General features: G+C 70.0%; 26 protein-coding genes. 19 read left to right on the top strand and 7 right to left on the bottom strand.

The genetic code is table 11. The features are described 5' to 3' along the window. Positions 1-2 precede the first annotated feature (2 nt). From UG56_RS21495 to UG56_RS21475, 5 genes are read left to right on the top strand one after another with little or no spacing between them, the layout of a single operon-like run. Positions 3-1,232 (top strand): ABC transporter permease, encoded by a 1,230-nt coding sequence (locus UG56_RS21495; RefSeq protein ID WP_045548839.1) that lies wholly within the window; start codon positions 3-5, stop codon positions 1,230-1,232. A 31-nt stretch (positions 1,233-1,263) separates the two neighbouring features. Continuing rightward, complete coding sequence (locus UG56_RS21490; RefSeq protein WP_071327244.1) at positions 1,264-2,115, top strand: hypothetical protein; 852 nt, start codon at positions 1,264-1,266, stop codon at positions 2,113-2,115. Continuing rightward, entirely contained in the window at positions 2,112-3,992 is a 1,881-nt protein-coding gene (locus UG56_RS21485; protein ID WP_071327240.1) for an efflux RND transporter periplasmic adaptor subunit, read from the top strand. The genes UG56_RS21490 and UG56_RS21485 overlap by 4 nt, the downstream gene beginning before the upstream one ends. A 60-nt stretch (positions 3,993-4,052) precedes the next feature. Beyond that, entirely contained in the window at positions 4,053-4,775 is a 723-nt protein-coding gene (locus UG56_RS21480) for a response regulator transcription factor (RefSeq protein ID WP_045548836.1), read from the top strand. Continuing rightward, complete coding sequence (locus UG56_RS21475; protein ID WP_045548835.1) at positions 4,772-6,187, top strand: sensor histidine kinase; 1,416 nt, start codon at positions 4,772-4,774, stop codon at positions 6,185-6,187. The genes UG56_RS21480 and UG56_RS21475 overlap by 4 nt, the downstream gene beginning before the upstream one ends. A gap of 125 nt (positions 6,188-6,312) precedes the next feature. On the opposite strand, the gene nadA is transcribed toward UG56_RS21475, so the two are convergent. Both nadA and UG56_RS21465 read right to left on the bottom strand, forming a co-directional pair. Then, positions 6,313-7,485, bottom strand: coding sequence for a quinolinate synthase NadA (gene nadA / locus UG56_RS21470; RefSeq protein WP_045548834.1), 1,173 nt, complete (start codon positions 7,483-7,485; stop codon positions 6,313-6,315). Positions 7,486-7,559: 74 nt separating this feature from the next. After that, positions 7,560-8,609, bottom strand: coding sequence for a DUF695 domain-containing protein (locus tag UG56_RS21465; RefSeq protein ID WP_071327239.1), 1,050 nt, complete (start codon positions 8,607-8,609; stop codon positions 7,560-7,562). Between the two features lie 94 nt (positions 8,610-8,703). Here UG56_RS21465 and UG56_RS21460 point away from each other — a divergent pair, with 94 nt between their 5' ends. Continuing rightward, the gene (locus UG56_RS21460) at positions 8,704-9,789 is read left to right on the top strand and encodes a glycerate kinase family protein (RefSeq protein ID WP_045548831.1); all 1,086 of its coding nucleotides are present in this window, start codon (positions 8,704-8,706) and stop codon (positions 9,787-9,789) included. Positions 9,790-9,854: 65 nt separating this feature from the next. Beyond that, complete coding sequence (erpA, locus tag UG56_RS21455; protein ID WP_008363173.1) at positions 9,855-10,208, top strand: iron-sulfur cluster insertion protein ErpA; 354 nt, start codon at positions 9,855-9,857, stop codon at positions 10,206-10,208. Between the two features lie 86 nt (positions 10,209-10,294). Here erpA and UG56_RS21450 read toward each other — a convergent pair whose 3' ends face one another. After that, complete coding sequence (locus UG56_RS21450; protein ID WP_045548830.1) at positions 10,295-11,710, bottom strand: MFS transporter; 1,416 nt, start codon at positions 11,708-11,710, stop codon at positions 10,295-10,297. An 86-nt stretch (positions 11,711-11,796) separates the two neighbouring features. Between UG56_RS21450 and UG56_RS21445 the strand changes: the two genes are divergently transcribed. Further along, a complete protein-coding gene (locus UG56_RS21445; protein ID WP_045548829.1) occupies positions 11,797-12,411 on the top strand; it encodes a TetR/AcrR family transcriptional regulator in 615 nt (204 codons plus the stop codon). Positions 12,412-12,463: 52 nt separating this feature from the next. Here UG56_RS21445 and UG56_RS21440 read toward each other — a convergent pair whose 3' ends face one another. Beyond that, complete coding sequence (locus UG56_RS21440; RefSeq protein WP_143055143.1) at positions 12,464-12,679, bottom strand: hypothetical protein; 216 nt, start codon at positions 12,677-12,679, stop codon at positions 12,464-12,466. Positions 12,680-12,798: 119 nt separating this feature from the next. Here UG56_RS21440 and UG56_RS21435 point away from each other — a divergent pair, with 119 nt between their 5' ends. Then, positions 12,799-13,782, top strand: coding sequence for a carbohydrate kinase family protein (locus UG56_RS21435; protein ID WP_045552114.1), 984 nt, complete (start codon positions 12,799-12,801; stop codon positions 13,780-13,782). 85 nt (positions 13,783-13,867) lie between these two features. On the opposite strand, the gene UG56_RS21430 is transcribed toward UG56_RS21435, so the two are convergent. Together UG56_RS21430 and UG56_RS21425 are read right to left on the bottom strand one after the other, a co-directional pair. Then, on the bottom strand, positions 13,868-14,104 hold the full coding sequence (locus UG56_RS21430; RefSeq protein WP_045552113.1) for a sulfurtransferase TusA family protein: 237 nt from the start codon (positions 14,102-14,104) through the stop codon (positions 13,868-13,870). A gap of 79 nt (positions 14,105-14,183) precedes the next feature. Next, positions 14,184-15,293 carry a cysteine desulfurase family protein gene (locus tag UG56_RS21425; protein WP_071327237.1) on the bottom strand — a complete coding sequence of 370 codons (1,110 nt, stop codon included), beginning with the start codon at positions 15,291-15,293 and terminating at the stop codon, positions 14,184-14,186. A 175-nt stretch (positions 15,294-15,468) separates the two neighbouring features. Between UG56_RS21425 and ctaC the strand changes: the two genes are divergently transcribed. From ctaC to UG56_RS21375, 10 genes are all read left to right on the top strand, one after another. Further along, positions 15,469-16,362 (top strand): aa3-type cytochrome oxidase subunit II, encoded by an 894-nt coding sequence (gene ctaC / locus UG56_RS21420; protein ID WP_052694165.1) that lies wholly within the window; start codon positions 15,469-15,471, stop codon positions 16,360-16,362. Continuing rightward, positions 16,359-18,041, top strand: a complete 1,683-nt coding sequence (ctaD, locus tag UG56_RS21415; protein WP_045551527.1) for an aa3-type cytochrome oxidase subunit I — start codon at positions 16,359-16,361, stop codon at positions 18,039-18,041. Before ctaC ends, ctaD begins: the two co-directional genes overlap by 4 nt. Positions 18,042-18,046: 5 nt before the next feature. Continuing rightward, positions 18,047-18,463 (top strand): cytochrome c oxidase subunit 4, encoded by a 417-nt coding sequence (locus tag UG56_RS21410; protein ID WP_045551526.1) that lies wholly within the window; start codon positions 18,047-18,049, stop codon positions 18,461-18,463. Positions 18,464-18,663: 200 nt separating this feature from the next. Beyond that, positions 18,664-19,821 (top strand): L,D-transpeptidase, encoded by a 1,158-nt coding sequence (locus UG56_RS21405; protein WP_045551525.1) that lies wholly within the window; start codon positions 18,664-18,666, stop codon positions 19,819-19,821. A gap of 204 nt (positions 19,822-20,025) precedes the next feature. Continuing rightward, positions 20,026-20,748: an HAD family hydrolase gene (locus tag UG56_RS21400; RefSeq protein WP_052694164.1), complete on the top strand. Its 723-nt coding sequence runs from the start codon at positions 20,026-20,028 to the stop codon at positions 20,746-20,748. Next, positions 20,742-21,719, top strand: a complete 978-nt coding sequence (gene phnD / locus UG56_RS21395; RefSeq protein ID WP_256206814.1) for a phosphate/phosphite/phosphonate ABC transporter substrate-binding protein — start codon at positions 20,742-20,744, stop codon at positions 21,717-21,719. The genes UG56_RS21400 and phnD overlap by 7 nt, the downstream gene beginning before the upstream one ends. Continuing rightward, positions 21,716-22,480 carry a phosphonate ABC transporter ATP-binding protein gene (gene phnC, locus UG56_RS21390; RefSeq protein WP_045551523.1) on the top strand — a complete coding sequence of 255 codons (765 nt, stop codon included), beginning with the start codon at positions 21,716-21,718 and terminating at the stop codon, positions 22,478-22,480. The genes phnD and phnC overlap by 4 nt, the downstream gene beginning before the upstream one ends. A 76-nt stretch (positions 22,481-22,556) precedes the next feature. Continuing rightward, the gene (phnE, locus tag UG56_RS21385) at positions 22,557-23,372 is read left to right on the top strand and encodes a phosphonate ABC transporter, permease protein PhnE (protein WP_071327236.1); all 816 of its coding nucleotides are present in this window, start codon (positions 22,557-22,559) and stop codon (positions 23,370-23,372) included. Continuing rightward, entirely contained in the window at positions 23,369-24,226 is an 858-nt protein-coding gene (gene phnE / locus UG56_RS21380) for a phosphonate ABC transporter, permease protein PhnE (protein WP_045550562.1), read from the top strand. Before phnE (UG56_RS21385) ends, phnE (UG56_RS21380) begins: the two co-directional genes overlap by 4 nt. After that, entirely contained in the window at positions 24,223-25,074 is an 852-nt protein-coding gene (locus UG56_RS21375; RefSeq protein WP_045550563.1) for a MurR/RpiR family transcriptional regulator, read from the top strand. The genes phnE (UG56_RS21380) and UG56_RS21375 overlap by 4 nt, the downstream gene beginning before the upstream one ends. 4 nt (positions 25,075-25,078) lie before the next feature. Here UG56_RS21375 and UG56_RS21370 read toward each other — a convergent pair whose 3' ends face one another. Further along, positions 25,079-25,429: a hypothetical protein gene (locus UG56_RS21370; protein ID WP_045550564.1), complete on the bottom strand. Its 351-nt coding sequence runs from the start codon at positions 25,427-25,429 to the stop codon at positions 25,079-25,081. Positions 25,430-25,540: the final 111 nt, after the last annotated feature.

Below are 25,540 nucleotides of genomic sequence, written 5' to 3'. Positions count from 1 at the left end.
CGATGAGCTGGGCAGAGACCCTCGCGACGGCGTGGGACGCGGTGCGCTCGCACCGGCTGCGGTCGCTGCTGACCATGCTCGGCATCGTCATCGGCATCGCCTCGGTGATCCTCACCGTCGGCCTCGGCCAGGGTGCGCAGGACCAGGTCAAGAGCCAGATCAGCGCGCTGGGGAGCAACCTGCTGATCGTCTCGCCGGGCTCGTCGACGGACTCCTCGGGCGTACGCGGCGGCTTCGGGTCGGCCTCCACGCTGACGCTCTCCGACGCCGAGGCGCTCGGGGACGACGAGGCCGCTCCGGACGTGGAGGCGGTCGCCCCGGTGACCACCTCGAACGCCCAGCTCGACACCGCCTCGACCAACTGGACGACCTCGCTGGTCGGCGCCACGACCACGTGGCCCGACGTGCGCAAGCGCGAGATCGCGAGCGGCCGGTTCTTCACCTCCGAGGAGGTCGCCTCGGGAGCGAAGGTGGTCGTGCTCGGTGCCGACACCGCCGCCGAGCTCTTCACCGGTCCGGCCAGCCCGGTCGGCGAGACGGTCTCGGTCGGGGGCACCGCACTGACGGTGATCGGGGTGCTGGAGTCGACCGGGGCGAGCTCGTCGGGCTCCACCGAGGACGACACCGCGGTCACCCCGATGAGCACCGCCAAGGCGCTCACCGGCTCGACGAGCGGCTCGGTCTCGACGGTCTACGTCGAGGCGGTCTCCGACGAGGCACTCTCTGCCGCCTACCAGGAGATCAACGCGCTGCTGCTCAACCTGCACGGCGTGAAAGCGGACGAGGCCGACTTCTCGATCTCCTCGCAGGACTCGCTGGTCGAGACCGCCAACGCCACGAACAAGACCCTGACGGTGCTGCTCGGCGGCATCGCGGCCATCTCGCTGCTCGTGGGCGGCATCGGCGTCATGAACATCATGCTCGTCTCCGTCACCGAGCGGATCCGCGAGATCGGCCTGCGCAAGGCGCTCGGCGCCACTCCGTCGGTGATCCGTCGCCAGTTCCTGGCCGAGGCATCGCTGCTCGGTCTGGCCGGTGGCGTCGTCGGCATCGTCATCGCCGCCGTCGGTGCCTGGGGACTGCCCGGCCTGATCGACCAGCCCGTGTCCCTGTCCCTGGTGGCGACGCTCGCCGCGCTGGTGACCTCGCTGGCGCTCGGCGTCGGCTTCGGGGTCTACCCCGCGAGCCGGGCCGCTCGCCTGACCCCGATCGACGCGCTCCGCAGCGAGTGACATGACCATCTCGACGTACGAAGGAATCTCGATGACCAACACGTTCACGCTCCGCGCGCGGCGATCGCGCACGCTGCCGTTCGCTGTTCTGGCCGCGGCCGGCGCCATCGCCCTGACCGGTTGCGGTGCCGACAGCGACGCGGCCACCGGCCAGATGGGGCAGGGGTACGTCCAGGGGCAGGGTCCGGGGACGGGCGGCGGCATGCCCGGTGCCTCCGGCGAGATCGCCGCCGTCGACGGCAGCACCCTGCAGGTCCAGGGCAGCGACGCCCAGACGGCGGTCACCTACACGGACACGACCAGCATCAGCCAGGAGGTCGGCGCGGCGCTGGCGGACGTCACCGTCGGGAGCTGCGTCATGGTCACGGCCGCCGACGGCTCCGAGTCGAGCGAGACCGCCGTGGACGCGGGCACCGTCAGGATCAGCGAGAAGGCCGACGGCTCCTGCGCGGGCGGAGGCTTCGCTGGTGGGCAGCGGCCCGAGGGGGCACCCAGTGACATGCCGACGGACATGCCGACGGCCATGCCCTCGGACATGCCCTCGGGCGGCCCTGGTGGCATGGGCGGCACCTCGGGCGAGGTGACCGCGGTCAGCGACTCGGGATTCACCGTGGCGGCGACCTCGCGCGGCTCCGAGGAGACGACCTCGGTGAGCGTCACGGTCGGCTCGGACACCACCTACACGACCACCGAGACCGCGACGAAGAGTGCGCTGGTCGTCGGCAGGTGCGTGACCGCCACCGGCGAGGCCGACGAGGCCGGCGCGGTCACGGCCGACCGGCTCACCGTCTCCGACCCGGTCGACGGCGAGTGCACAGCCGGCTTCGGTCGCCGCGGCATGATGCCCGGCGGCGCACCGAGCCAGGACGGAGCCTCGTCATGAGGCGCGTCTCCCGCACCTGGGTCAAGGCGGCCTCCGGCGCCGCCGCACTCATCGTGGTCGCGGGCGGTGGCTACACCGCGTACGCCGCGACCGCCTCGCCCTCGGCCGGCTACCGTGCCGCCGCGGTCACCACCGGCGACGTGGAGCAGACCCTCTCGCTGACCGGCACCGTCGCGCCCAACGGCCGCGCCGACCTCGCCTTCGCCACCGACGGGACGGTCGAGACCGTCGTCGCCGAGGGCGAGACCGTGAAGAAGGGCCAGGTGGTGGCCCGGCTGGACCGTACGTCGCTCGAGAAGTCCCTCACCTCCGCCAAGGCGGCTCTGACCGCTGCCCGTGCGCAGCTGCAGAGCGACAAGGAGGCCCAGGTCTCCGGTGTCGCCTCGACGTCGGCGGGTACGTCCTCGGAGACCGGCGCCTCGCCGAGCTCGGCAGGGTCCTCCGGTGAGGACGTCGCCGCGGTCTGGACCGGGTCGACGCCGTCGTCGTCCGCGCTCACCGCCTCGGCGGACACGACCGCGGAGCTCGTCGCCCAGATCAAGAAGCTGCAGAACGCGGTCGTCTCGGCACAGAAGGCGCTCGACGCCGCCGAGGCCGAGCTCGGCAGCGCGCAGACGGATCTCACCTCGGCGCTGGAGAAGCTGACCGTCCTGGTCGCCGCCGGCGGCATGCTGGACGAGAGCGGTGAGCTCGCCGGCGCGCTGAAGGCGGCTCAGGAGTCCTGCGCCGACGACACCTCGACCTCCTGCGACGAGGATCTCGAGACCGCGCTCGGCGCCCAGGACTCGGCCGGTGCCACCGTCACCGAGGCCACCGCATTGCTCGGCTCGGCCGAGTCGGCCGTCGCCGACGCCAAGGCCGCTGTGAAGACGGCGAAGGCCGATCTGAAGGACTACAGCGAGCAGCTCGACCGGGCCCTCGCGCGCGCGGGGTCCTCCGGCGGTCAGGACCAGCCCGGAGGAAACGACGGGCCGCAAGGCTCCGGCCAGCCCTCCGGCGGCGCCGACGGGTCCACGGGTGGCTCCGGCCAGCTGCCGGGCACCGGCACCTCCCCGGGCGAGCAGAGCGGCGGCGTCCCGAGCGACGACGGGCAGAGCGGAACGGGTGGGTCCGGTGGATCCGGCGGTGCCGGTGCGTCCGGTGGCGAGAGCGTGACCGCCGCGACCCTCGCCGACGACCAGGCCGAGATCGACCAGGCGAAGGCCGACGTCGCCGAGGCGAAGGCGGCGCTGCAGGGTGCGGTCCTGAAGGCGCCGGCGGCCGGCACGGTCGCGTCGGTGGACGTGAAGAACGGCGACCGGATCTCCGCCGGAACCGAGGCGGTGACCCTCATCGCCAAGGGCCTGACCAGCGTCGAGCTCACCGTCAGCGCCACCCAGGTCGAGCAGCTCGAGGTGGGCCAGATCGCCGAGGTCACCCCGGCCGGCGCCGAAAAGGCACTTCCGGGCAAGGTCACCCTCGTCGGCCAGGTGCCGGACACCTCCTCGGGGAGCAGCACCTTCCCCGTCACGGTCACGCTCGACGAGACCGGCCTGGACCTCCTGGCCGGGACCACGGCCACGGTCGAGGTCGTCGTCGGCTCGGCCGAGGACGTCGTGACGATCCCGGCCTCGGCCCTCGACAGCGGCTCGGTGACGGTCGTCGACGGCGACACGACCGAGCGCAGGCAGGTCACCACCGGTCTGGTCGGTGCGACCCGGATCGAGATCACCGACGGCCTCGAGGAGGGTGACCAGGTCGTCCTGGCCGACCTGTCACAGGAGCTGCCCAGCGGTGACACGTCCGGGCAGGAGGGCCCTGGCCCGGGCAACGATGTGCAGCGGTTCGTCGGTCCCGGGGGCCAGATGCCCGGTATGCCGGTCGGTGGTCAGGGATGACATCGACACGCCACAGCGAGCTCACAGGTGCCTCACAGCAAGCGACCGCATGATGGAGCCATGAGTGGAGCACAGGACCTCACCCGCGCCGACGGGTCGCCGCTGCGGGTGCTCGTCGTCGACGACGAGGTGAACATCGCCGAGCTGATCGCGATGGCCCTGCGGTTCGAGGGCTGGGAGATCACCATGGCCCACTCCGGTTCCAAGGCCGTGGCCGCCGCGAAGGAGACCGCTCCCGACGCGATCGTGCTCGACTGGATGCTGCCCGACTTCGACGGGCTCGAGGTCCTGCGCCGCGTACGGTCCACCAACCCGGCCGTACCCGTCCTCTTCCTCACCGCCAAGGATGCGGTCGAGGACCGGGTGGCCGGGCTGACCGCGGGCGGTGACGACTACGTGACCAAGCCGTTCTCGCTGGAGGAGCTCGTGGCCCGGCTGCGCGGGCTGATGCGACGGGCCGGCGCGACCCGGGTCGAGGAGCACTCGGTGATCCGCGTCGGGGACCTGACGATGGACGAGGACTCGCGGGAAGTGCACCGTGCGGGGGAGGAGGTCGCCCTCACCGCGACCGAGTTCGAGCTGCTCCGCTTCCTGATGCGCAACCCGCGCCGGGTGCTGTCCAAGGCCCAGATCCTCGACCGGGTCTGGTCCTACGACTTCGGCGGCCAGGCCAACGTCGTCGAGCTCTACATCTCCTACCTGCGCAAGAAGATCGACGCCGGCCGCGAGCCGATGATCCACACCATGCGCGGCGCGGGCTATGTGCTGAAGGCTGCTGAGTGAGCAAGCTGAAACGGCTGGTCGCGCCGCTGATCTCACGCCTGGTCATCACCGCGGTCGCCCTGGTGCTGGTGGTCTCGTTGCTGATCGCCACAGTCGCCACGATCGCGCTGCGGCAGACGTTGATGGACCGACTCGACCGGGACGTACGCGACATGGCGCGCGGCGTCGCCGGCCCGGGCCCAGGCGTCCGGTTGAACATGGCCCCGGACTCGATCATCGCCGAGTTCCCCGAGAACGGTCAGCCTCGGGGCAACATCGGCGACTTCGATCCCGACGAGATGCAGGAGCTCAGCGCCGCCGACCTGGATGTGCTGCACCAGGTGACTGTCGACGCCCGCGCCCACGACGTCGAGCTGACCGACCGGGGCACCTACCGGGTGATCGCCCAAGCCCTGGTGAACCCGAACACCGGCCAGTCGGTGGTCGTCGTCACCGGACACTCGACCGGGCAGGTCGACAACACGATCGACAGTCTGGTCTTCTGGGAGACCCTGCTGATCCTGCTGGGCGTCGTGGGCGCCGGGGGCGCCGGCTACCTCGTCGTACGCCGCCAGCTCAGCCCCCTGCGCGAGGTCGCCGCCACCGCCCACACGGTGGCCGCGCTGCCGCTGTCCTCCGGCGAGGTCTCGGTGACCGAGCGGGTTCCCGAGCGGCTCACCGACGAGGACACCGAGGTCGGTCAGGTCGGCGCGGCGCTCAACTCGCTGCTCGACCACGTCGAGACCTCGCTGGCCGAGCGTCACCGCAGCGAGCAGCAGGTACGCCAGTTCGTCGCCGACGCCTCCCACGAGCTGCGCACCCCGCTGACCACGATCCGCGGCTACACGGAGCTGGCCCAGCAGCGTCCCGAAGCGGTCCCGACGGCGCTCGGCAAGGTCGAGGAGGAGTCGCTGCGGATGACCGCGCTGGTCGAGGACCTGCTCCTGCTCGCGCGCCTCGACCAGGGCCGTCCGCTCGCCCGCGACTCCGTCGACCTGACCCGGCTGCTCCTGGAGGCCGTCGACGACGCCCGCGTCATCGACCCCTCACACACCTGGCGGCTCGAGCTTCCGGCCGACGCCGACTCCGGTGACGCCGAGGTGATCGTCACCGGCGACGCTCAGCGCCTCCACCAGGTGATCAGCAACCTGCTCACCAACGAGCGCCGGCACACGCCCGCCGGCACCACGGTCACGGTCCGCGTACGTCCTGACGGGTTCGACGTCCACGACGACGGCCCCGGCTTTCCCGCTGCCCTCGTCCCGCGCGCGTTCGAGCGCTTCACCCGTGCCGACGAGGCCCGTCAGCGCGACGGCGGTGCCGGCCTCGGCCTCGCCCTGGTCCACGCCATCGTCACCTCGCACGGCGGCACGGTGAGGCTCACCAGCAAGCCCGGAGACACCACGATCGCCGTACGTCTCCCGACCGGCTGACGACAGCCGAGGCGTCAGCCCGGTCGGGCGAGGCGTCGGCCCGGTCGGGCGAGGCGTCACGCACGTCGGCCGAGCGGGCACGCATATGCCCACTCGGCCGACGTAGCCGACGCCTCGGCCAGAAGTCAGTCGTCCTGGGTCTTGCCCGGCAGGTCGAGCATGCGCTGGAGGGCGAGCTTGGCGTAGTGCTCGGTGTCGGCGTCGACCTCGATGCGGTTGACGACCTGTCCCTCGACCAGGGACTCGAGGGCCCAGACGAAGTGGGGGAGGTCGATCCGGTTCATCGTGGAGCAGTAGCAGACGGTGCGGTCGAGGAAGACGATCCGCTTGTCCGGGTGGGCCGCGGCGAGGCGCTTGACCAGGTTGAGCTCGGTGCCGACCGCCCAGGCCGACCCGGGAGGAGCGGCCTCGATGGTCGAGATGATGAACTCGGTCGAGCCGACCAGGTCAGCCTTGAGGACGACCTCGTGCTGGCACTCGGGGTGGACGAGGATCTGTACGCCCGGGATCTCGGCGCGCAGGTCGTCGATGGTGTCGGGGGAGAAGCGGCCGTGGACCGAGCAGTGGCCCTTCCACAGGATCATCTTCGCCGCCCGCAGCTCCTCGGGGGTTACGCCGCCGCCCGGCTTGAGCGGGTCCCAGACCACGCAGTCGTCGAGCGACATGCCGAGCTTGAGGACCGCGGTGTTGCGGCCGAGGTGCTGGTCGGGGAAGAAGAGCACCTTGGCGTCGGACTTCTGCTCGAAGGCCCACTCCAGCACCGCCTGAGCGTTGGACGAGGTGCACACGACGCCGTCGTGGCGACCGCAGAACGCCTTGATGTCGGCCGAGGAGTTCATGTAGGTGACCGGCACGACCTGCTCGGCCACACCCGCCTCTGAGAGCGCCTCCCAGGCCTTCTCGACCTGGCCCAGGCGCGCCATGTCGGCCATCGAGCAGCCGGCGGCGAGGTCGGGGAGGATGACCGCCTGCGACGGAGAGGTCAGGATGTCGGCCGACTCGGCCATGAAGTGGACGCCGCAGAAGACGATGTACTCCGCGTCGGGCCGGGCGGCCGCGTCGCGCGCGAGCTTGAAGGAGTCACCGGTCACGTCGGCGAACTGGATGACCTCGTCGCGCTGGTAGTGGTGTCCGAGGACGAACACCTTGTCGCCGAGCTTCTCCTTGGCGGCGAGCGCGCGCTTGACCAGGTCGGGGTCGGAGGCGGCCGGCAGGTCGCCGGGGCACTCGACGCCACGCTCGGAGTTCAGGTCGGTGCCACGCCCCAGGGGGAGCAGCGGGAGGTCGACAGTCGTCATGATGACGATAATACATGTCGGGGGTTCGACAACCCGGTGGCGTAGGTCACATGGTGGTACTCGCCGCTGTGGGCTCAGGCGCGCAGCGGCCGGACGGCGTCCCAGGCCGGGTCGGTGTCGACGCGGGTGACGACGTCGCCGTGGGCCCAGCCGCCGACCGTCTCCTCGAGCCGCTGCGGCGCCGAGGTGGTCGGATCGACGTAGGCGTGGAGGAGGCGTACGCCGTTGGCGGTCTCGTGGGCCACGACCCGGCCGTCGGGGCCGAGGGTGGAGGAGAGCCGGTCCTCGAGCTGGCCGAGCTCGCGCAGCGCGTCGGCCGAGGGGAGACCGCGTTCGGCGAAGCCGATGTAGGGCACCATCACCCCGACGTGGTGGGTCAGGTTGGGCGCGGTGACCGGGTGCAGCGGCACGACCGCGCTCGCGATCACCGGACCCTGCGGGCTCTCCCCGTGGAGCAGCACCCAGGCCGGGTTGCCGTCGGGGTCGACGTACTCCTTGCGGAGGTTCCTCACCGCGGCGCGCAGGCCGTCGAGGCCGAAGCCGTCGCGGGGACGGGTGAGGGTGGTCTCGACCTCGCCGATCCACAGCTCCGTGCCGGACTCGCCCAGCGTGGTGTCGAGGGCATGGAAGGCGATCTGCAGCCGGGCGTCCTCGGCGAGGTCGGGGAACGCCGGATGGAAGAGTGTGAGGTCGAAGTGGGCACCGTTCTGCCGGGCGCCGACCAGCATGTCGGCCAGCCGGATGGCGGCACCGCCGGGGGTGGTGAGCACCGCCTCGACCGGGTCGTCGACCGGTGGGCGCTGGTCGCTGAACTCCCAGGGCGAGACGCCGTCCGGCTCGGGGGCGGCCAGCAGCCACCGGCGGGCCAGCGCGCGATGGTCCGGGTTGCCGCCCGCCGAGACGACCAGCAGCCGTCCGCCCAAGGGTCCCGGGCCGACCTCCCAGCTCAGGCCCGCCTCCATCGCGTCCACCCGCCGCGCCAGCAGGGCGACCAGCGCGTCCTGGTCGTCGGCGTCGAGCGCGGCACCGCAGGCCAGCGCGCCCTTCTGGGCCCACCAGGTCCAGAAGGCGCTGATCCGCCTGGTCTCTGAGTCACTGGCCCGGCGTCGCCCGAAGATCCGCACGAAACGACCTTAACGCGACGCATGCGTGATGGTTACGACTCGAAACGACCGTGCGGGACGCCCGCCGGCTTCGGTGCGCGGGTAGGTTTCGGCCATGCGAGTGCTGATCGCCCCCGACAAGTACGCAGGCACGCTCACCGCCTCCCAGGCGGCGGCCGCGATCGCGGAGGGCTGGCGGCGTACGGCACCTGGCGACGAGCTCTCGCTGGCGCCGATGGCCGACGGCGGCCCGGGCTTCCTCGAGCTCCTCCACGAGGTCCTCGGCGGCGACCTGCGCGAGGTCGAGGTCAGGGGTCCGCACGGCGAGCCCGTGACCGCTCAGGTCCTGGTCGAGGGCGCCACCGCCTATGTCGAGTCGGCGCAGGCCGCGGGACTGCACCTGACCGGCGGGAAGGGAGCCGAGCAGGCGACCTCGTACGGCGTGGGGCAGCTGCTCCTCGCGGCCCGTGACGCCGGCGCGACCGAGGTCGTCGTCGGTCTCGGCGGCTCGGGCACCAGCGACGGGGGAGCGGGCCTGCTCGCTGCGCTGGGGGCGACCGCCGACAGGCCGCTCGACGCCGGTGTGGCCGGGCTCGAGGGCATCTCCGAGGTCACGCTCCCCGAGCCGCTCGGCCTCGAGATCGTGATCGCCAGCGATGTGGACAACCCGCTGACCGGGCTCTTCGGTGCGATCAAGGTCTACGGCGCGCAGAAGGGGCTGGCCGAGGAGACCATGCCCCGCTGGGACGGCGCGCTCCAGGACCTGGCAGCCGCGACCTCCCGCAAGATTGCGACCGAGAAGGGCGCCGGCGCGGCCGGTGGGATGGGGTTCGCGCTGCTGCTCCTCGGGGCCACGCGCCGGTCCGGGTTCGACGTCGTCGCCGACCTGCTCGGGCTCCCGGAGCTGGCCGCCCGGGCCGACCTGGTGATCACCGGTGAAGGCTCCTTCGACCCGCAGAGCGCTGCCGGGAAGGTGCCCGCCGGGGTGGCGAGACTGGCCGAGCAGGCGCTGCGGCCCTGCATCGTGCTCGCCGGGAAGGTCAGCATGAGCGGTCGCGAGATGCGCACCCTCGGCATCGACGCCGCCTACTCGCTCGTCGACAGCGTCGGCGAGGAGCAGGCACTGGGCCAGGCGTACGACTCCCTGGTCCAGGTCGCCGCCAGGGTGGCCAGGACGTGGTCCGCGGACCACCGGGAATAACCGAGGATGTGCGACGATTGAGCCTTAAGACACAACCCGCACCCACGCACAGGGAGCCCAGCTACATGACCGAGCAGACGACCGAACGCCGCGCCGACTCCATCAACCTGAGCGACGTTGCCGCCGCGAAGGTGAAGAGCCTCCTGGAGCAGGAAGGCCGCGACGACCTGAGCCTGCGCATCTCCGTGCAGCCCGGTGGCTGCTCCGGCCTGCGCTACCAGCTCTTCTTCGACGAGCGCACCCTCGATGGTGACGTCGTCACCGACTTCGACGGCGTCTCCGTCGTCGTCGACCGGATGAGCGTTCCTTACCTCAACGGCGCGATGATCGACTTCGTGGACAGCATCGAGAAGCAGGGGTTCACCATCGACAACCCCAACGCCACCGGCTCCTGCGCCTGTGGTGACTCGTTCCACTGAGTCCGCATCACCACTGAGCATCGACGCGAGCGCCCCGTCCGGTTCGGACGGGGCGCTCGTGCGTTCGACGACGTTCAGGACGACGTTCAGGTGGTGACCGGCGCCGGCCGGCGGCCCGCGAACGCCGGCGTCGTCAGCGCCAGCAGCAGGAGCACGAGCCCGAAGGCCGTGGAGGCGAGCATCGCGGCTTCCATCGCCGGCTCGGTGCCGGCCGCGGCGCGACTGGTGAACACGGCGGTGAGCGTCGCGACGCCGATCGCGCCGCCGAGCTGCTGCATCGACTGGAACAGCCCCGCGGCGGCACCCGAGTCCTCGCCGCCTGCTGCCGCCATGATCGCGGCGCTGGCCGGGGTGAAGAAGAACGGCGCGGTGAAGCCGAAGACGAAGCACGGCACCAGGACGCCGACCCACAGCGGTGCATCGGCGGCCAGCAGTGCGAACGCGACCAGCCCGGCCAGCCCGAGGACGATGCCGAGGGTGATCGTCCCGCGGTCCCCGATGTGGGCCACCAGCGCCGGTACGAGGCGGGCGCCGAGGATCACCGACGCTCCCCACGGCAGGTAGGCCAGCCCTGCCTCGAGCGCGTCGAAGTGACGTACGTCCTGCAGGAAGAGCACCGAGAAGGTGAAGAACCCGATCATCATCGCCGGGACCAAGAGCATGCCCGCATACGGGACGGCGCGGCGGGTGCCGGCGAGCAGGCGCAGCGGCACGACCGGGTGGGTTGCGCGCGACTCCACGGCCACCAGTGCGATGAGCGCGAGCAGAGCGACCGCCAGAGAGCCGAGCACGACCGGGTCGCCCCAGCCCTCCTGGCCCGCTCGGGTGAGCCCATGCACCAGGGAGACCATCGTGACCGCAGAGGTGATCGCGCCGGGGATGTCCAGACGTCCGGGCATCCGGTCGGCCTCCCGGACGAAGGCGACGGTCCCCGCGATGACGGCGACCCCGACGGGCACGTTGATCAGCATCACCCAGCGCCAGTCCAGAAGCACGGTCAGTACGCCGCCGGCGACCAGGCCCAGACAGCTGCCGAGGCTGGAGCCGATGATGAACCACGACATCCCGCGCAGTCGCTGCGGGCCTTCCTGGGTGTTCGCCACCAGCAGCACCATGATCGCCGGCCCGGCCAGCGCCGCCCCTATGCCCTGCACGGCCCGTGCCGTGATCAGCAGCTCGCCGGAGGGGGCGAGCCCGCCGGCCGCCGAGGCGACCACGAAGATCGCCGTACCGACCAGCAGCACGCGGCGGGGGCCGAACATCATCCCGAGCCGCCCGCTGACCAGCAGGAAGCCCGCGAAGGCCAGGGCGTAGGCGGAGACGACCCAGGAGAGGCCGACCGCGCCAAGCCCGAACTCGTCGCGGATGTAGGGCAGTGCGACGGTGACGATCACGCCGTCGACCATCAGCATCAGCTGGCAGGTCACCACCGCGGCCACCGCCCAACCTCCGCCGCGGGCACCGGCCCCGCTGTCGATCCGTGCCTCGTGGAGCTCTGTCATGTCTGCGTACCTCGCTATCATCGGAACCAGGGAGACTCCCCGGTTCAAATGTGGGGACAGTCCCCGGTTATTGTCAAGGGGTAGAGATGACTGCGACCGAGATCACCGACACCGAGATCACCGACTGGGAGAGCAGGCGGCCGAAGCGGGCCGACGCGCGCCGCAACTACGACGCCGTCGTGGAGGCGGCGCGTGCGGCCTTCGCGCGCGACGGCGTCGACACCTCGATCGACGAGATCGCGCGTTCCGCGGGCGTCGGGAACGCGACGCTCTACCGGCACTTCCCGACCCGGGACGAGCTCATCGCGGTGGCGCTCGCGGAGAACATGGCGGCCGTGCACAAGCGGGGCGCCGAGCTGGCCGAGACCGAGGAGCCCCTGGTCGCTCTACGGGAGTGGCTGCTGGCGACGATCGCGCAGATCGGCACCTACGGCGGGCTCCCGGACAGCGTGCTCGACGCGGCCGGCCGGGAGGGGTCGCTGCTCGGCGTGACCTGTACCCATATGCAGGAGACGACCCAGGCACTGCTCGCCCGGGCACAGGAGGCCGGCGAGATCAGGGCGGACGTACGCATGGACGAGCTCTTCGACCTCGCCGCCGGGATCGCTTGGGTGATCAGCCGGGACAGCGCCGCCGACACCACCCGCGCCGGCCGGCTCCTCGACCTTGCGCTGGTCGGGCTGATCGCGCGGCAGACATGACGAGAGCCCCTGTGCGTGACAGGGGCTCTCATTCTTCAGGGGCGGAACCCCGTCAGGTCAGGGCGAGGTCGTCGGCGACGTGGCCGCAGGTCTCGAGCAGGGCGGCGTCGCGCGGCTCGCGGGACTGCATCCGCACGGCCGGGGCCGGGCGGGCGTCCTTGTGGTCGCGCGGCGCGGGCAGGTGCAGCGCGCTGTCGGCGGCGGCACAGTCGGCGCGGAGCTGCGCGGGGCTGTCGAGGTCGTCGTACGGAACGCGCATATCTGTCATGCAAATGACGGTAAGCACTACCAACCGGTAGTTGAAGGCCGACTCAGCGGTAACATTTCATCTTCTGGCAACGGTCGAGCCTTAACGTCGCCCGAGGTCTCGCCGGTAGGGTTCCGCGCATGTCCGGTTCACTCCTGATCGCAGGCTCCATCGCCACCGACCACCTGATGAGCTTCGGTGGCAAGTTCGCCGACTCGCTGGTCGCCGACCAGCTCGACAAGCTCTCGGTGAGCTTCCTGGTCAACGACCTCGAGATCCGTCGCGGTGGCGTCGGCGCCAACATCTCCTTCGGCCTGGCCAACCTCGGCCTCGCGCCGGTGCTCGTGGGCGCGGTCGGTGAGGACTTCGCCGACTACCGCTCCTGGCTCGAGCGCCACGGCGTCAACTGCGACCACCTGCGCGTCTCCGAGACGCTGCACACCGCGCGGTTCGTCTGCACCACCGACACCGCGATGGCCCAGTTCGCCAGCTTCTACCCCGGGGCGATGGCCGAGGCCCGCGAGATCGAGCTCGGCCCGATCGCGGAGAAGGTCGGTGAGCCGTCGTTCGTGCTGATCGCGCCCGACGACCCCGACGCGATGAGGCGCCACACCGAGGAGGCCCGCCAGCGCGGCTACACCTTCATCTCCGACCCGAGCCAGCAGCTCGCCTTCGGCGACGGTGAGCTGATCCGCGACCTCGTCGACGGCGCCGCCTACCTGTTCACCAACGAGTACGAGTCCCACGTCCTCGAGCAGAAGACCGGTTGGTCGGCCGAGGAGGTCCTGGCCCGCGTCGGCACCCAGGTCACCACCCTCGGCAAGGACGGCGTACGCATCCAGCGCAAGGGCGAGGACCCGATCGTGCTGCCCGCCGCGAAGAACGTCGACGCCGTCGAGCCCACCGGCGTCGGCGACGCGTTCCGTGCCGGCTTCCTGGCCGCGCTGGCCTGGGACTGCGAGCTGGAGCAGGCCGCCGAGGTCGGCTGCGTCCTGGCCGCCTACTGCGTCGAGACCGTCGGCCCGCAGGAGTACTCCTTCACCGCCGAGGAGTTCGTCTCCCGCGTCCGCGAGTCCTACGGCGACACCGCGGCCGACCAGATCGCCTCGCACATCAAGGCCTGAACTTCTCTGGCAATTCCTGCACTTCTCTGGCATTGCACTGCCTGAGAAGTGCAGGGATACCCGGTTAACCGGGTATCCCTACTGCTCAGCTCAGACGGCGTATCCGATAGACGGGTACGCCGTCTTCTGCTTCCACCTCGCCGACGAACTCCTGCCCGCGCATGCGGGCCCAGGCGGGTACGTCGTGGTGGGCGGCGACGTCGTCGGCCGCGACGGCGATGACCTCGCCGACCTCGACGTCGCCGAGGTGGCGGCCGAGCTCGATGATCGGCCGCGGGCAGGCCTGGCCGCGGCAGTCGAGGGTGACGACGGGGCCGGTCACACGACCACGCCCGTAGCGCAAGCGCCAGAATACGGGCGCGGTCGTGTGATGCTTCGATGATTCGCTCGCCTGCGCTCGTTCATAGCCCAGCCTCGGCGCGCAGGTCCTTGACGATCCCAGGCAGTGCGTCGAGCACGCGCTCCACATCCTCTCGCGTCGTGTCGCGGGTCAGCGATAGCCGAACGTTACCGTGTGTCAGCGCTCCCATGGCAGCAAGTACCCGAGACGGTTCGCGGGTGTCCGAGGTGCAGGCCGAGCCGCTGGCCACACCGGCGCCGAGACGGTCCAGCGCGGTCACCAGCGCCTCGCCGTCGACGTACAGCGCCGAGAACGTCACCAGGTGGGGGAGCCGGTCCTCGGCGGGCCCCGCGACGTCCACGTCGGGGATCTCCGCGCGGACCCGTTCCCGCACCAGCGAGATCAGCTCGTGCTGGCGGGCGTTGACCTCCTCGCGCTCGGCGACCACGGCCTGGAGCGCCGCCGCGGCGGCCAGTGCGCCGGGGATGTTCGTGAACCCCTGATCCGTACGCGACCACTCCTCGCCCGGGAACGGCCACCGCCAGCGGGCCGACCTGCGCACGACCAGCACGCCCACCCCGCCGGGGCCACCCCACTTGCGGGCCGAGCCGGCAATCGCGTCCCCGGCGGCGGGCAGGGGCAGCCGTCCCATCGAGGCGCCGGCGTCGACGAAGAGGGTGGCCGGGCCGACGGCAGAGGCGACCTCGTCGAGGGGCTGCAGCGTGCCCACCTCGTGGTTGGCCTGCTGCACCGCGACCACGTCGACGTCCCCGGCGGCGACGGCGGTGCGGACGGCGTCGACCTCGACCCGGGCCTCCGCATCGACGGCCAGCTCGGTGACGGGAGAGCGCTGCGACCAGCGCGCGGCGTCGAGGACCGCCTGGTGCTCGACCGCACTGTGAGCTATGCCACGGGATCCGAGCCCGAGGAGGCCCGTGTGCACGGCGGAGGTGCCCGAGGATGTGAAAAGGACCTCATCGCGACGGACGCCCAGCGCCTCGGCCACGACCTCGCGGGCGTTCTCGAGCAGCAACCCCGCGTTACGGGCCGGCCGATGGAGGCGGCGCGGGTCGGCGTACCCCTGATCGGCCGCGGCCAGAAGCACGTCCCGCGCGGCGGGATGGAGCGGTTCGGCCGAGGCGGCGTCGAGGTAGATGAAGCTGTCGGTCACAGGACCCAACGGTAGCCATACGCGACATGAGGAACCCCTGAAGATGAATCCCGAGCTGCTCGCGGTAGTCTGCCGACATCTGAGTGTTCGCATGAGAGAGAGGCTCGTAGTGGGTCTGCACTTGCCAGGGGCCGGATCGACTCCGTCCCACGCCCGCGCCCGACGTGGTGCGCTGGTGGCGACGCTGACGGCCGGCGCCCTCCTGCTGAGTGGCTGTTCGGACGAGGCGGCGCGTTTCGGCTTCCCCGAGCCACGTTCTGAGCAGGGGGAGCACAACCTCGCCCTGTGGCAGGGCGCATGGATCGCCGCGCTGATCACCGGTGTCCTGACGTGGGGGCTCATCTTCTGGGCGATCTGGCGCTACCGGCGCCGCAGCGACGCCGACGTCCCGGTCCAGACGCGTTACAACCTGCCGTTGGAGATCTTCTACACGATCGCCCCGGTGCTGATGGTGATCGTCTTCTTCGACCACACCGTCAAGGTCCAGAACGAGATGCTCGACAACGGCAGCCCGACCAACGTGATCGAGGTGACCGGCCAGCAGTGGCAGTGGACCTTCAACCACGGCATCGGTGAGCCCGACCTGAGCGCCGACGACAACCTGGTCGACGACAAGTTCGCCTACGACAGCTACGGCTACGTCGTCGGCACCGGCTCGCACATCCCGACGCTGGTCCTCCCGGAGAAGACCACGACGCGGTTCAACCTGCACTCGGCCGACGTCATCCACAACTTCGGTGTCCCGGAGTTCGGCATGAAGATGGACGTCGTCCCGGGCCGGGTGAACCACTACTCGATCACCACGAAGGAGGCCACGGCCACCTTCGACCCGAACGCGCAGGACCTCATCGAGGGCAAGACCTTCCGTGGCGCCTGCTACGAGCTCTGCGGCGTCTACCACGCCCGGATGATCTTCAAGGTCGCGATCCTCTCCGAGAGCGACTACAAGTCCTACGTCGACACGCTGGCGCAGAAGGGCTTCGAGGCCGAGCGCCCGCTTCTCGGCGGCGGTAAGTCCACCCGCCCCGCCGACGACATCGCCAGCCACAACGAGGAGGAGGGCGAGTGACTGCCACCGCTGCACCCCCGGTCGCCGGCGGCCGCAAGCCGCTCGGCAAGCAGCTCTACCAGCTGCTGACCACCACCGATCACAAGCTGATCGGCAAGATGTACCTGGTCACGTCGTTCTTCTGGTTCCTGATCGGCGGCCTGATGGCGCTGCTGATGCGCTCGGAGCTGGCGTTCCCGGGACAGCAGGTCGTCAACGACGAGCTGTTCAACCAGCTGTTCACGATGCACGGCACGATCATGCTGCTGCTCTTCGCGACGCCGCTGTTCTTCGGCTTCGGCAACGTGATCATGCCGCTGCAGATCGGCGCCCCTGACGTCGCCTTCCCGCGACTCAACATGTTCAGCTACTGGCTCTACCTCTTCGGTGGCCTGATCGCGGCCAGCGGTTTCTTCACCCCGGCGGGTGCGGCCGACTTCGGCTGGTTCGCCTACACGCCGCTGTCCAGTGCGCAGTACTCACCGGGCGTCGGTGGCGACCTGTGGATCATGGGCCTCTACATGAGCGGTCTGGGCACCATCCTCGGCGCGGTCAACTTCATCACCACGATCATCTGCATGCGTGCGCCGGGCATGACCATGTTCCGGATGTCGATCTTCACGTGGAACACCCTGATCACCTCGCTGCTCGTGCTGATCGCGTTCCCGATCCTCGCCGCCGCGCTGCTGATGCTGGAGGCCGACCGTCAGTTCGGCTCCCACGTCTTCGACGCCGCCCACGGCGGCCCGATCCTGTGGCAGCACCTGTTCTGGTTCTTCGGTCACCCCGAGGTCTACATCATCGCGCTGCCGTTCTTCGGCATCATCTCCGAGATCCTCCCGGTCTTCAGCCGCAAGCCGATCTTCGGCTACATCGGTCTGGTCGCCGCGACCCTCGGCATCGCGATCCTCTCGGTGGCGGTGTGGGCGCACCACATGTTCGTCACCGGCGCGGTCAACCTGCCGTTCTTCTCCGGCATGACCTTCCTGATCGCGGTGCCGACAGGCGTGAAGTTCTTCAACTGGATCGGCACGATGTGGGGCGGGTCGGTCAGCTTCGACACCCCGATGCTGTGGTCGATCGGCTTCCTGACGACCTTCCTCTTCGGCGGTCTGACCGGCATCATCCTGGCGAGCCCGCCGCTCGACTTCCAGGTCTCCGACTCCTACTTCGTGGTCGCCCACTTCCACTACGTGGTCTTCGGGACCGTCGTGTTCGCGATGTTCGCCGGCTTCTACTTCTGGTGGCCGAAGATGACCGGCCGGATGCTCGACGAGCGCCTCGGCAAGGTCCACTTCTGGCTGCTGTTCGTCGGCTTCCACGCGACCTTCCTGGTCCAGCACTGGCTCGGTGTCGAGGGCATGCAGCGACGCATCTCCGACTACCTGCCCAGCGACGGGTTCACCTTCCTCAACCAGTTCTCGACGGTGGGTGCGTTCCTGCTGAGCCTGTCGATGCTGCCGTTCTTCTACAACCTCTACGTCTCCCGCAACGCCCCCAAGGTCGAGGTGGATGACCCCTGGGGTTGGGGCCGCTCGCTGGAGTGGGCCACGGGCTGCCCGGCGCCGCGCCACAACTTCCTCTCCATCCCGAAGATCCGCTCGGAGTCCCCGGCCTTCGACCTCCACCATCCGGAGATCGCCGCGCTGGAGCACGATGAGGACGATCTCGTCTCCACCAGCTCCAACAAGGAAGGCTGAGCACGTTGAAGTCTGAAGCCTGGATCTTCGTGGTCTGCACCGCCTTCATGGTGCTGGTCACCCCGGCCTACTGGTTCGTCACCGCGGCCTCCGAGGAGGGTGGCGACTGGACCGGCACCTCCGCGCTGGTCATGTGCACCCTGCTGTTCGCGATGATCACCGTCTACCTCGGCTTCCACGCCATGCGGATGGACCCACGTCCCGAGGACCGCGAGGACGGCGACATCGCCGAGGGCGCGGGGGAGTACGGCTTCTTCCCGCCGTTCTCCTGGTGGCCGCTGTGGGCCGCGCTCACCTTCGGTCTGGTGGTCCTGGCGGTCGCGATGGCCGCGTGGTGGCTGTTCATCATCGCCGCCGTGCTGGGTCTGCTGGCTCTCGCCGGCTGGAACTTCGAGTACTACCGAGGCGAGTTCAAGCACTGAGCGAACCACGTATGCGGGGCCCGATCCGATCCGGATCGGGCCCCCGTTCCGTTCTTGCACGCCTCTTGGTGATGCCCGGTAGGGTTATCGCGCCCGTGTCCCGGTTCCGGGCGTCTGGGGTCCATGATCAGGTCTGGAGCAGTCTCACCGTGTCAACGCAGTCACCGTTTCACCGCCCGTCCGTCTTTGCCCGCCGCCGGGTGCTGTTGACCACCGCGGCCGCGGCCCTCGCGCCGGTGCTCGCCGCGTGCGGCGCGGACTCGGCCTCGAAGGAGCCCAAGAAGCCCGCCGAGCCGACGGTGCAGATCACGCCCAACATCGAGAACAACGCCACCGGCGTCGCGGTCGACAAGGTGGTCAAGGTCGAGGTGGCCAAGGGTCGTCTGGACGAGGTCATGCTGACCGGGGCGAAGGGCACCAAGGTGCGGGGCACGATCACCGAGGACGGGCTCCGCTGGAGCGCGGGCGAGGTGCTCGAGCCGACCGCCTCCTACACGCTCACGGTCACCGCCACCGGTGACGACGGTCTGCAGCAGAAGAGCGAGACCACGTTCTCCACCGAGGACCTCGGCCTGGACCGCCAGACCTTCCCGTCGATCGCACCGCTCGACGGCGAGACGGTCGGTGTCGGGATGCCGATCATCGTGACGTACGACCTGCCGGTGAAGAACAAGGCCGCCTTCGAGAAGAAGATGCTGGTCGAGTCGACCCCGAAGCAGGAGGGGTCGTGGTACTGGGTGAGCGACAAAGAGGCCCACTACCGTCCGCGGACCTACTGGCAGGCCAACTCCACGATCAACGTGAAGCTCAAGATCAACTCGGTCCCGGCCGGTGGCGGCATCTTCGGCCAGAAGGACCGCGAGATCACCTTCAAGACCGGTGACGCCCACATCTACCGGGCCAACGCCCAGACCCACCAGATGGACGTCTTCAAGAACGGGCAGAAGATCAAGACCATCCCGATCACGACCGGCAAGGAAGGGTTCGTCACCCGCAGCGGCGTGAAGGTGATCATCGAGAAGTTCAAGCGCAAGACCATGAACTCCGAGACCATCGGGATCAACGAGGGCGACCGGGAGTACTACAACATGGAGGGCGTGAAGTGGGCCATGCGGCTCACGTTCTCCGGTGAGTTCATCCACGGTGCGCCCTGGTCGGTCGCGCAGCAGGGCCACGCCAACGTCTCCCACGGCTGCACCGGCATGAGCGACGAGAACGCGAAGTTCCTCTACGACATGACCCGCCGCGGTGACGTGGTCGAGACCGTGGGTACCAACCGCCAGATGACCTTCAGCAACGGCTGGGGCGACTGGAACACCTCCTACGACGAATACCGGGCGGGGTCTGCCCTCGCCTGACCCGCGGCGCGCCGAAGCCGGCTTGGGCCTGTGAGACGGCCCGAGTCGATATCGTGCATTGCAGTAAATAGCGTGTGACATCAAGCGTTTGCTGCTTGCGTCCTGAAGCGTCTTTACCTACGTTCCAGTTATCACGTAATCGCGTTGCGCAGGGCTGACCCCGACGGCCCGCGCCCCTGGAAGGTGGATGCGTTGCCTCGGCCGGTGCTGGTACTGGACCTGGACGGCACGGTGTGTCTCGGAGACACCCCGGTGCTTCTCTACGCCGAGAGGGTGGCGGCCCTCACCGCCGTCCCTGAGGCCCTTCTGGAGACCGCTGAGGCCTTCCTGGGGCAGCGGCTGCCCGAGAGTGCCCCGAAGACCCTGACAGGCGCTCAGGACGGCTATGAGGCCGTCAAGATCCTGGGTCTGGCCGCCGGGGTGAGCGAGGAGCAGCTGAGCGCTGCGTACGTCCTGAGCAGGGCGGAGATGAGCGAGCGCCCAGGTGACATCCGCACACCCGAGGGGCTGGTCGACCTGCTCGCCGGGATCGACGCGCACCGGGTGATCCTGACCAACTCGCCCGGCAGCGGGCTGGACGCGATCCTGGAGCACCTCGGCCTGCGCGACGTGATCGACGAGGTGCGCACCGACGCGCTCAAGCCGACCCGGATGAAGGGCCACCTGGATGCCTTCCTCGACGCCGCCGGCGCCACCGACGCGCCCGAGTGGTTGATGTCGGTGGGCGACATCTGGCGCAATGACCTCGGTCCCGCCGTCGAGCGTGGTTGTGTTGCTGCGTACGTTGATGCCTTCGACCGCCGGCAAGGACCAGCTCATGTTCGTGCAGGATCACTCGTGGACCTGTACCCCGCAGTCTCGGACTGGTCGAGTGACCCGTCATCCTTCATCGCAGCTCACCCCCTCAAGGAGTCTGTCCAATGTTGAGAACCCCCAGGAACCGGGTGCTGGCGGTCGGTGCCGCCGCAACGCTGGCCCTCGCGCTCGCCGCCTGCGGCAGCGGTGAGGACAGTGCCGCGCCTGCCGAGGATCCCGACGAGATCGTGCTGTCGCTGGTGCCCTCCGGCGACGTCGACTCGATCACCGAGAGCGCGAAGGGCCTGGAGTCGTTCCTCAGCGACAAGATCGGGATCCCCGTACGCGCCGAGGTGACCGAGAGCTACGCCGCTGCGATCGTGGCGATGAAGTCCGACCAGGCCCAGGTCGCGATGCTCGGCCCGATCGGCATGGTCCAGGCCGAGGACCAGGCCGGTGCGGTGCCGGTCCTGCAGTCGGTGCGCTACGGCTCGGGGACCTATCACACCCAGTGGTTCACCAACGACCCCGACACCTACTGCACCGACGAGGTCAAGGTGGTCGAGGGCTTCAAGTACTGCAACGGCACCGATGCCGCCAAGACCGGCCCCGCCGGTGAGGAGGCGATCGCCAAGATCAAGCCCGGCACCTCGATCGCCTTCGTCGACCAGGGCTCCGCCTCGGGCTACTACTACCCGGCCACCCAGTGGAGCCAGGTCACCGGCGGCGACGCGCTGGTCGACCTCGACGCGCAGTTCGCCGGCGACCACGACGCCGCGATCCTGGCGGTGGCGCGCGGCGACTACCCGATCGGGGTGAGCTACGACGACGCCCGCGAGGAGGTCGCGGCCGACGAGCCGAAGGTCGCCTCCGACGTGGTCGTGTTCGCCTACTCCACCGAGATCCCCAACGACGGCATCGTCGTCGCGGGCAACCTCTCCAAGGAGCTGCGTACGAAGGTGACCGACGCGTTCACCGCGATGGCGAAGGACCCCAAGGGGCTCAAGACGCTGGAGGCGGTCTACGAGATCGAGGGCCTCGAGAAGGTCGACACGGCTGCGTTGAAGAAGGCGAAGTCCGTGGAGGAGAACTTCGGCGAATGAGCATCGTCTTCGACGACGTCTCGGTGGTCTACCCGAACGGCACCCGCGGCCTGGACAAGGTCTCGCTGACCATCCCGGCCGGGGAGTTCGTCGTGGTCGTCGGACTCTCGGGGGCGGGGAAGTCGACGCTCATCCGCACGATCAACGGCCTGGTGCCGGTCACCGCGGGGACGCTGTCGGTGGGCGGGACCGACGTCGCCTCGGCGCGCGGGCGCCGGCTGCGGCGGCTGCGCGCCGAGATCGGGATGATCTTCCAGGGTTTCAACCTGGTCTCCCGTCGCTCGGTGATGGGCAACGTCCTGACCGGCCGGCTGCACGCCCAGTCGTGGCTGCAGTCGGCGCTCGGGCTGCACCCGAAGGCCGACAAGGAGATCGCCTTCGAGGCGCTCGAGCGGGTCGGGATCGTCGAGAAGGCCTGGGTACGCGCCTCCGAGCTCTCCGGCGGCCAGCAGCAGCGGGTCGCGATCGCCCGGGCGCTGGCGCAGCAGCCGTCGGTCATCCTCGCCGACGAGCCGGTCGCCTCCCTCGACCCGCCCACGGCCAACCTGGTCATGCGTGACCTGCAACGAATCAACCGCGATCTCGGTATCACCACCGTGGTCAACCTGCACTTCCTCGATCTGGCTCGGCGCTACGCCGACCGGATCATCGGCATGCGCGCGGGCCAGATCGTCTTCGACGGCCCCGCGGCCGAGGCCGACGACGCCGTCTTCGAGAAGATCTACGGTCGCTCGCTGACCGCCGAGGACGTCTCCGCATGAGCGAGCGCAAGCGAGCGACCATAGGCCTCAGGCCGCCGCTTCCGTATCCTGGCGCTTGCGCTACGGAGGCGGCGGCATGACGCAGGCGACCCTCGAGCGCCGGGATGGGCCGGCGCGGCCGGCCCAGCCGCCGCCGAGCCCGCTGCTCGTCGGCGGCGTCCTCGGCGCGGTCGCCGTCACCATCGTTGCGGGCTGGGCGATCGACTTCTCGCTCGCGCCGGTCGTCGAGCAGTGGCCCCAGCTGGTGATGATCCTCGAGGAGGTGGTGCACCCCGAGTGGGCGGAGATCACCGACCCGTCCTCGCGGCTGTGGACCGCGCTGAAGGAGACCGCGGCCATCGCGGTCATCGCGACCTTCGTCGGATCTCTGATCGCCCTCGGTGTGGCCCTGCTGGGCTCCAAGGTCAGCGCGCCTCCGGCGGTCTACCGGGTCACCAAGCCGGTGATGGCGGTGATCCGGTCGCTGCCCGACATGGCCTACGCGCTGGTCTTCGTCGCCGTGGTCACCGGCCCGCTCCCCGGGATCCTGGCGCTGACCATCTTCAACATCGGCATCGTCGCCAAGCTGACCGCGGAGAGCATCGACGCCGTCGATCCCGGCCCCCTGGAGGCGCTCGACGCCGCCGGGGCCACGCGCTGGCAGCGAGCCCGCGTCGCGATCGTTCCTGCCGTGCTGCCCCACTACGCCTCGTACGTCCTCTATGTCTTCGAGCTCAACATCCGCGCCTCGGTGGTGCTGGGCGCGGTCGGGGCCGGCGGCATCGGGCAGCTGATCATGCTCTACTTCAACCGTGCGGACTATCCGCGGCTGGCGGCGGTCGTGATCGTCATCTTCGTGGTCGTCATCGCCATCGACCTGCTCTCCCAGGTGCTGCGCCGGAGGCTGGTATGAGACCGAAGCCGCCGCCGAAGTGGCCCTACACCGTGGCCGGCCTGGTGCTGATCGGCATCGTGCTGATCGCCGGCTGGTCGCTGGACGACGCCAGGTGGGAGCGGCTGCCCCAGTTCCCCGGGGAGATCCTGCAGTACGCCGGCCAGATGCTCGACGGGGTCTTCACCTGGCCGGGGGCACATCCCGAGGGCCAGGCCGACCCGGAGCTCACCTACGGCGACTGGTGGCTGCAGTCGCTGAGGCTGATGGGGGAGTCGGTGGCGCTCGCCTGGATCGGCACCTGCGTCGGGGCGCTGTTCTCGTTCCCGCTGGCCTTCCTGGCCGCCTCCAACACCTCGCCGCTGGCCGTGCGGGTCCCGGTGCGGCTCTTCTTCAACGCCATCCGCGCCGTCCCGGAGATCCTGCTCGCGGTGATCGTGATGCTGCCGCTGTTCGGGCTCAACCCGATGGCGGGGGCGATGGCGATCGGCATCCACTCGATCGGCTCGCTCGGCAAGCTGACGCTGGAGAACATCGAGGCGGTCGACCCGCGCCCCGTCGAGGCGGTCACCGCGGCGGGCGCGTCCTGGTGGCAGCGGATCCGCGCAGCGGTCATCCCGCAGATGCTTCCGGAGACCGTGGCGTTCTGGCTCTACCGTTTCGAGGTGAACATCAGGGCAAGCGCGATCCTCGGCGTGGTGAGCGCCGGTGGAATTGGTGCGTTACTAAACCGTGTCCTTCGGGGCCGGGAGTGGGAGTGGGGTGGAATCATGCTAGTTGTGATCATCATCGTGACGATCCTGGTGGACCAGCTCTCAGCTGCGCTGCGTCACCGGATCCTGCACGGCGCCGAAGCCACCGCGGTGGCGGCATGACGAGTGCGCCGGTTCTTCCCGCCATCAGGGCCGCGATGCCGCGGCTCAACCCTTCCGAGCGCGCGGTCGCCGAGGTCGTGCTGACCCGCTCGGAGTGGGCCATCGAGGCGACCACCGCCGAGATCGCCGCCGAGGCCTCCGTCTCGACCGCGACCGTGGTCAGAGCCGCGCAGAGACTCGGGTTCCGCGGCTTCCCGCACCTCAAGGTGCTCCTGGCGCGCGACCTGGGCACGGCCAAGACCGAGACGACCGAGGGAGGCAGCCCGCTGACGGTGGTGCGCTCCTTCTTCGCCGACATCGCCGACTCCGCCTCCGACATGGTCGGGCTCCTCTCCGAGGAGCAGGTCACCCGGGCGGTGGAGCTGCTCGCCGAGGCCCGTTCGATCCTCGTCGCCGGCACCGGGGTCTCCTCGCCGGTCGCCCAGGACATCGCGATGAGACTGGGCTCCCAGGGCCTGAGCACCGTCGCGCCCAGCGATCACCTCGACCAGCTCATCCGGGCCCGTCTGCTCCAGCCGGGCGACGTCTGTGTGGTCGTCAGCGGCACCGGCGCCACCGCGCCCACCATCCAGGTCGCCCAGGCCGCCGTCGCCGGGGGAGCGGCCGTGATCGCGCTGACCTCCTTCACCGGCACCCAGCTGACCAAGCTCGCCGAGGTCGAGCTGGTCACCCCGCAGGGCGGTCGCGCCGGGTTCCGCCAGGAGCTCGACTCGATCATCCGGATCCCGCAGCTCATCCTCGGCAACGCGCTGGTCGCCGCGGTCGCGTCCCGGGACCCCGAGGCCGCGGCCAACGTACGCGCCCGGGTGCTCGAGGTCGTCGGCGGCGAGCTCGACCCGCAGGGCTGATCCTCTAGAGGTACGTCGCGAGCAGCTCCGCCTCGGCGCGGAGCTGCTCCGCTTTTTCGGCCGCGCCGTGGGCGTCCAGGTCGGTCGCAGCGGCCAGGCGCTCGGTCTGCTCGCCGGTGATGATGTCGCGGACGTCGTCGTCGCTCAGGTCGCGCCGTGCGGCCTCGGTGGCCCCGACGCCGACCGCGGCTCCGGCGATCGGTCCCTCGGCGCTCAGAGCCGCCTCTGTCACCGGTAGCGCCTCGGCGTTGGCGATGGCCGCCAGCGTCGAGCGGAGCACGGCCGTGGCCGTGGTGTCGCGGGCCTTGCGGGCGGTGAGGAGGTCTGCTCGGAGGCGAGCCTGGAGGCCGGTCATGTGCGGGACCCTAGGGTCTCCGTCCGGCCGCGGGCAACGGGGTTTCGGGCCCCACAACGCACGTGGCGCCGTCCCCCGGAGGGAACGGCGCCACGTGGCGTACCAGCCGTG

Source organism: Nocardioides luteus, from assembly GCF_000960475.2.
Taxonomy (GTDB): domain Bacteria; phylum Actinomycetota; class Actinomycetes; order Propionibacteriales; family Nocardioidaceae; genus Nocardioides; species Nocardioides luteus_A.
The sequence above is the reverse complement of the archived record's forward strand: the minus strand, read 5'-3'. Positions and strand labels throughout refer to the sequence as shown.